The 6302-nt window shown below is 47.8% G+C and carries 9 protein-coding genes; 1 reads left to right on the forward strand and 8 read right to left on the reverse strand.

The window, feature by feature from the left end; genetic code table 11:
• Positions 1-86: 86 nt before the first annotated feature.
• From LG383_RS22850 to LG383_RS22870, 5 genes are all read right to left on the reverse strand, one after another.
• Positions 87-740: a ParA family protein gene (locus tag LG383_RS22850; protein WP_225760284.1), complete on the reverse strand. Its 654-nt coding sequence runs from the start codon at positions 738-740 to the stop codon at positions 87-89.
• Positions 741-907: 167 nt separating this feature from the next.
• Complete coding sequence (locus tag LG383_RS22855; RefSeq protein ID WP_225760285.1) at positions 908-1378, reverse strand: antirestriction protein; 471 nt, start codon at positions 1376-1378, stop codon at positions 908-910.
• Between the two features lie 259 nt (positions 1379-1637).
• Positions 1638-2393, reverse strand: a complete 756-nt coding sequence (locus LG383_RS22860) for a tyrosine-type recombinase/integrase (protein ID WP_225760293.1) — start codon at positions 2391-2393, stop codon at positions 1638-1640.
• Between the two features lie 338 nt (positions 2394-2731).
• A complete protein-coding gene (locus LG383_RS22865) occupies positions 2732-3286 on the reverse strand; it encodes a hypothetical protein (RefSeq protein ID WP_225760286.1) in 555 nt (184 codons plus the stop codon).
• Positions 3287-3288: 2 nt separating this feature from the next.
• The gene (locus LG383_RS22870; RefSeq protein ID WP_225760287.1) at positions 3289-3870 is read right to left on the reverse strand and encodes a ComF family protein; all 582 of its coding nucleotides are present in this window, start codon (positions 3868-3870) and stop codon (positions 3289-3291) included.
• Positions 3871-4091: 221 nt separating this feature from the next.
• Here LG383_RS22870 and LG383_RS22875 point away from each other — a divergent pair, with 221 nt between their 5' ends.
• A complete protein-coding gene (locus LG383_RS22875; protein WP_225760288.1) occupies positions 4092-4481 on the forward strand; it encodes a hypothetical protein in 390 nt (129 codons plus the stop codon).
• Between the two features lie 132 nt (positions 4482-4613).
• Here the strand turns inward: LG383_RS22875 and LG383_RS22880 are convergent, their stop codons facing one another.
• From LG383_RS22880 to LG383_RS22890, 3 genes are all read right to left on the reverse strand, one after another.
• A complete protein-coding gene (locus LG383_RS22880) occupies positions 4614-4829 on the reverse strand; it encodes a hypothetical protein (RefSeq protein WP_225760289.1) in 216 nt (71 codons plus the stop codon).
• 259 nt (positions 4830-5088) lie between these two features.
• Positions 5089-5280 carry a ribbon-helix-helix domain-containing protein gene (locus LG383_RS22885; RefSeq protein ID WP_225760290.1) on the reverse strand — a complete coding sequence of 64 codons (192 nt, stop codon included), beginning with the start codon at positions 5278-5280 and terminating at the stop codon, positions 5089-5091.
• Positions 5281-5516: 236 nt separating this feature from the next.
• A complete protein-coding gene (locus tag LG383_RS22890) occupies positions 5517-5771 on the reverse strand; it encodes a hypothetical protein (protein ID WP_225760291.1) in 255 nt (84 codons plus the stop codon).
• Between the last annotated feature and the right edge of the window lie 531 nt (positions 5772-6302).

The raw sequence follows: 6302 nt of genomic DNA on the forward strand, positions 1-6302 counted from the left end.
TATGGAAACCTCAGGTAGTGCATTATGGGAATTTATTAGGAATCCTAAGGATGTTCTAAGGATTCCTTTAAGGATTCCATTATATATTATTCTTCGGCTGCTAGCAGCGCCTGAATCTCAGCAACAACTTTCCGCAGCTCACGCCCTGCTGATGATGCCCTGCCGTTTTTAATCTCGGTGATCCCCTGTCCGGTCCGTAAACTTTCCTGGAAGCCATAGCGTCCGGTACGGTAAGGAAGACGGTTGTTAAGCAGCTTCATATGGCGGCTTTCTGCTAACTGGCTTTCCATTTCAGGAAAGTTCTTTTTGTTTGGCGGCGTCTTGCATAGCAGGACGTGAGTGACCAGCTCAAAACCAATTTTTTTGCTGATATCAGCCAGAACGTGATCAAAAGAGGCCAGGCCAATAAGCTCAGTCGGGCTGTCGTTCGCAGGAACAATTACCAGATCGGCAACTGCAACAACAGAACGGGTAAGCTCGGAGTCAAAGCCACCGCAGTCAACGTAGACCAGCTTACCCGCCTCGTCGCGTTCCCGGATGTAGCGCATTAGATCTTTCGAATTGTTGAACGTTGATACAGGCCATTGAGCGTCATCCGGGCGCATACGGTTAAGGATGCTAATCCCCTTGTGAACATCGATATCGATAACGTCATCAGGGCGCAGCTCACCGATAAGGTGAACTGACGTAGTTGTTTTTCCGGTGCCGCCTTTGTTGTGTGCTGCTGCAATAACTGTCATGTCGTTTTCCTTGTCTGCGTTGCGATAAGGATATATTACATAATCCTTTTGGATGTTCAAAGGATTTATTAGGGATTTCCCTAAGGTTTCCTAAGGGAATCTATAGCGCAGCGCAAAAAAAAACCGAACACTCAGGGAGTGTCCGGCTGATCAGGCTTATACCTGTATTAAATAAGGCGTGAAAGCTTCAAGAAAGTCTTGATGCCGTCTGCCTGATTTTCTCTGTCCAGTTGAACCATATACAGCTCAAGGTCATGGCATAGCTGACGAAAAACCTTGTCTTTAGTCTTTTCAGCAAGCGCGGAAAAAAGCATAAATGACAATGAAACGCCAAGCTGGTCAGCATCCATTGAAACTGAGAAATTACCCAGTTGCACAGTGCGATGTATTCCATCATCTGGCATAAGGTAAAAACCGCCGTTACTGAGTTCATTCATCTGCCAGCTTTGATTGTGAAAATCCGGCAGATTGATAACGAACTTATTGAACAGGCCATCAATCAGCATTTGAAGCATGGCTGATTTCGTGCCTGCACTGTCCTTGAGACGTGTTTCTAGTTCAGCATCGTAGTCGTCGCTCAGGTAATCATCGGCGATATGTACGACACAACGGATTGGTGCAGAGGGTGAGGTTTGCATATTGGCTCCTGACGGGAACCATATCGCCAGCGGCGATACAGTTCGCCGTAGCTTGAAGGGATTGAAAGGTGCGTTACAACCGGCTATCACGCACGTTGACCGGTAGCCTTATGATAACAATCAATGGCACGACTCACCAGGACAGGGCAGGGGGGGCATTTTGCAATCATATCTGCGACCGGCGCCGCCCAGCTCGTGCATCAACTGATAGCAAATTTCCCGGCCAGAACGCTCTGCAGGACGCTGAGGTGATAGCAATTCAGGGTAACAGCAGCGGATTTTCTGGCGGGTACGAAAAGCGGATTGTGTGATTTAGGCCAATTCCGACATCCAGCGCGAACACGCGCAGATAGTGCTGGGTGCTTTTGAAATCCTTATGCCCCATGTACGCCTGCAACGTGACCGGCAGCGCCCCGTTCATCGCCAGGTGCATGGCGAACGAATGCCGGAAGGTTTTCGGACTGATCAGGGGAATGGTGAATTTCACGCCGCGCCGCTCGCACTCAGCCAGGGCGTTTTGCAGCCAGTGCCGGGCGGTGTCGTCGGTTATCTCCCATACCGGCTTTGTACGGTGCCGTGTGAAGGTTGCCAGGTGATCCCGCAGCCGCATAACAAACGCTTCATCAAGCAGCGGCACGGCGCGTTTAACCGGCTCTCCCTTTCGCGGGCGTCCGGGCCGGGGCTGCTGGCGCTGTTTCAGCGTATACAGCACGACATACGGCCTTCTGGCATCGAGGACAATATCAGCCGGTGTGACGGCTAACGCCTCGCTGATACGTGCGCCGGTGTTCCAGAGGAAATCAAACAGTATCCGCTGCCGCAGATCGCCTACGGCATCGAGCAACACCCCGACTTCAGGCGCAAGCAGGTATTTCGGATAGCCGGTTGTCTCGGCGGCAAGATCGCGCATGGCGGCGGCGAGAGGGTAATCCATACCAAACCGCGCTGCCGGGGTTCCTGACGTCGTGACAACGCTACGTGAAATCTGAGGGATTTCGGGGGGGAAGTTGCTCAATTTTTTAAATCTCCGCACAACAGGCCTGTTACGTCTATTTTGACGTAAGCAGACGAGCAGTGCGCGAAGAAAAACTCCGCTGGCGGTAAATCGCATTCGGGGAAACCCTCCGTTCCCGGAGTTTTACCGAATGGCACAGCGGGAAAACCGGCACGGCCTGACCCGGCGCAGAGGGCCGGATCACTATATCTGGTAGGTCAGCCAGCTGAGAGAGGCACAACATGTAGTGTTGCGCGCCGCAGCGGGGCGATTCGGTAGAATCAGGGTTTTACCGAATCCCCGCAGAAGGGCATAAAAAAACCGCCCGGCGGCGGTTTCTGGTGAAGTGCAGGCTGTGACTAGAGCAAAGCCATCTGATTGTTTTTTAATTTCGCCAGCTTGCCGCTTAAACTGATTTTGTCTTCTGCCTTTTCCAGGTCACTCGTGTTCATCATCTTTATCAGCGTATCAATATCGTCCGGCGTTTTTATTTTAACAAAGTCCCGCATTTTGTTGACGAACACCACCGAATACTTATTTCGCAGAAGCAGCTCCACAACGTTGTTAAGCGTGCCGGGGCTTTTGCAGTCCCACACCATAAGACCGCAGTCGGCCTTTTCAGCCATCTGTAGATCTTTTGCGGTATAGAACTCGCGCGTTCCGCGCTGAAAATCCGTTTTGACAACATTTACAGGCCATGAGCCCAAGTTATTTCGCGGCTTTGGCGAACTGCTGAAAACCGTGGTGGTTTCACAGTTCAGCGCCATCAGCGCCCGCTGAACGGACGAGTCTACGCCGTTGGCGTCGCCTACAACCACGCGGTATTTCTTGTCTACAATCTTCTTAAGCCGCTCGATAATGAGCGGATCAAGTTCTTTGATAGTTATAGAGCCAGCAACGAAAATCGTCGTCATGGTCATCTCCAGGTTAGCGCCGCGACGTAGATATTAATAATTTTATTATAGCCGCGTAGCGCCGCACAAGCAGCCTCCATTGATGCGCCTGTGTGGTAGAGGTCATCTATCACTAAAACATTCCACTGCCCCTGATTATTGATAACCTCTTGACAGGAAAAGCTGTCAGCAATAGCGGCAACTTTTTGCTCTTTGGTATTCAAATCTTTGAGCGATACGCCGCCAGGGGCCTTGAGCAGCATAGTCGTGATACAGGGAACACCGGCTAATTTCGCCAGCGCCTGGGCCACTTCGGTTACGGGTTGACGCGCCCGGACGTTAGAAGCGGCCATAGGAACAATGAACCCGACCTTATCAAAGAGGGGATAGGCGTTATCATAAAGGCACTGCGCCAGCGGCTGAACCTGATTCCAGTCTGAACGGTATTTAAGCTGAAATAATGCCTCGCCTACGTCCGTTCGGATGGTTTCGTAAACGTTATGCCCGTACCCATTCTGCCCTGTCAAAACGCTGGACTTGCTGTGTTTGTCGAGAACGACACCTTTATTCCAGTTACCTGCTATTTCTTTTAAATTCACGTTCATCGTATGCTCCTTCACATCGTTACAAGATGTGTACAAAGATACGCTCACTAAGAATAATCTTAAAGAAATCTTTAGTGAGTTCGCAGCGGATTCGGTCTTATCGGGGTTTTACCGAATCCCCGGAAACCGTTAGTGCCAGTTTATAGCAGACTGGGAATTTTCAGGGAAAAAATGGTTAAATAAGCCCTGCTTATCAATCGGGCCAAAGAGGAGGCGGTAACGTGCTTGATACGATTTACGACGGGGTTAATTTTTTTAAAGCGTGGGTTTTTGCAATCATTATCTGGGGGACGCTCGGCGTAGCGGTTTGGTACAACTTTTTCAGTGACGCGCGGCGTTCTTCATTTCACGGCGGCGGCCTGTCAGACTTTATTGACCTGTTTCCTGAATGGCTGGTTAATGGCGTTCTGTCGGCCTGGCTGGTTATCGGTACGTTCCCGTTTCTTAATTATATGGCAGATAAAGAGCAGTTCGGCAGCGTGGTAGGACGTGCCAGGGAAATGGGCCTTTTCGACGAACGTCCCTGGTACGGCATGGGCGGCTATCAGTTTCTGGCCGTGGTGCTAGTCCTGCTGGCCAGCTACCTGATACATCGCTATCTTGTCGAATGACACAGCTGTGAGCAGCTTTCACGCCTTTAACATGCCGCTACTGAAGCGGCATTTTTAATGCCGGTAATACAGGGGTTTTACCGAATCCCCGCAGAAGGACGTAAAAAACCGCCTGGCGGCGGTTCCGGGGGACTACTTCGGATCGAACTCATCCAGGGCTTTCATCATGTCGTCGGTGATCACGTCATACTGAACCGTGACGGGCGCACCCTGGGCTTTTTCCATAAAATGCCGGATGTGTTTGCCAATCTGTTCGTCAGTCATCCAGGATTCGATGCGAATTACGGCTTTTCCGCTGCGTAAGTTCTGGTTTAATTCGTCTAATTCAACAAACGATACTGTTTCCATAATTATCTCCCGTTATGAATCCTCATTTTTAGCAGCATCAGGGTATTATGAAAACACTGTATAAAATCACATGTCGCATTTTCAGGCACATAAGTTATCGCCCGTACTTACTGTTGCACGGTTCCTGTCAGTGAGGCAGTAGAAGAAAAGCTTCCCTTTCCCGACTCTCTATCATCGCCAGCCCTGAACCGGTGTACGTCATGGCAGACAACGAAACAGACAGAGCAGGTGATCGGCAGCTCGACTTTTATATAGGTTTTCAGTCGCCCTCACTCTCTAAGGGGCTTGTAACAGGTACACCATGCTTTGAAAGTAAATCCTCAATCGCCTCATCGAGTAAACGACTTTTAGGGATGCGGGAACTCTTAGCCAGTGCATCAAAAAGCGGCACAAGACGGTTATCAAGAGAGGATGTGAAGCGGCGACGGTTCTTCAAATAGGGTTCGGCCATGTCATAACTACCTTAAGTAAAATGCAGGTAGTGTAAGGTGATGGCAGTAGGAATAAAGTGGTTGCATATAGGCACTAAATGGTTGCACATAGTGCCTATATAGTGCTTAATAATACAGCCAACTGGCACCAGGGTTTTATAAAAAGAAGTACCTTTTAAGTCGCCTTATGGCGACTTTTTTTATATTATTTTTATCTCTGTTGAATTATGTGATACTGAATAATGACAAATCAGTATTAACGCGGAGGCCAGATCTTTTGTGTTTTTTGGAAGTGTTCATAAGCGAAATTGAAAGCAGCGTTTTCTGTCTCGAAATTTTGCTCCGTGATATTTTCCCAACCCTGACTAAATTTATATTTAATATGCCAAGAATCATCGACAGACCAGATGATATAATGCCTTGTGCAATCATAATCTATGTCATTTGACTGCACTCTTTCGCCAGGACTTAACATGTAAAAAATGGTTCCACCTACAATGAATTTTTTCATTACTACTCCGGCAGATGAAATGATTAAGCAAGTTTACGCTATTTTGAGCTTTGAACCGTATTTAGATTTTACTCCTTAATGGTAATAAACGGTCTATAGTCCTTGATAGATAAGGAGAAAAAAGATTGCCATGCTGATAAGTCGTGCATCGGAACAGGTGCGATGGAAGCCTCTTTTACATATCTGATTGCGCGACTAAACCAATTGTGTCTCTCTGTTGATGCTCTAATCTGTAAGCCAGCCAAGAGTGGCGATCCGGTGGCTATATAGCCGTAAGTCCAAATCCTACTGTATAAAAATTGTCTAAAATATAAACAAGATGGCAGTCTGTTGTATGACCTGTATCGCATTAAATAAAAAATAAGTATGTTACTTAAAATATTTAATGACAGGAAATACAATCAAATTTATTTCTTTTTGATTAATTTTTCAGGTTATTAATAGCATATTGATAACATCAGATTGCATATTTAATTAACTTACGAGCAAATTAGCCATTTGCAGAATCATCCTAATGCATATTAAACGAGT

This window comes from Leclercia sp. Marseille-Q4284, from assembly GCF_916618945.1.
GTDB classification, from domain to species: Bacteria; Pseudomonadota; Gammaproteobacteria; order Enterobacterales; family Enterobacteriaceae; genus Enterobacter; species Enterobacter tamurae.

Bases quoted from the DNA above. Each gene is read 5' to 3' on its own strand.
- LG383_RS22855 (WP_225760285.1), bottom strand. From the start codon at position 1,378: ATGCAAACCTCACCCTCTGCACCAATCCGTTGTGTCGTACATATCGCC.
- LG383_RS22890 (WP_225760291.1), bottom strand. From the start codon at position 5,771: ATGAAAAAATTCATTGTAGGTGGAACCATTTTTTACATGTTAAGTCCT.
- LG383_RS22850 (WP_225760284.1), bottom strand. From the start codon at position 740: ATGACAGTTATTGCAGCAGCACACAACAAAGGCGGCACCGGAAAAACA.
- LG383_RS22885 (WP_225760290.1), bottom strand. From the start codon at position 5,280: ATGGCCGAACCCTATTTGAAGAACCGTCGCCGCTTCACATCCTCTCTT.
- LG383_RS22865 (WP_225760286.1), bottom strand. From the start codon at position 3,286: ATGACGACGATTTTCGTTGCTGGCTCTATAACTATCAAAGAACTTGAT.
- LG383_RS22870 (WP_225760287.1), bottom strand. From the start codon at position 3,870: ATGAACGTGAATTTAAAAGAAATAGCAGGTAACTGGAATAAAGGTGTC.
- LG383_RS22880 (WP_225760289.1), bottom strand. From the start codon at position 4,829: ATGGAAACAGTATCGTTTGTTGAATTAGACGAATTAAACCAGAACTTA.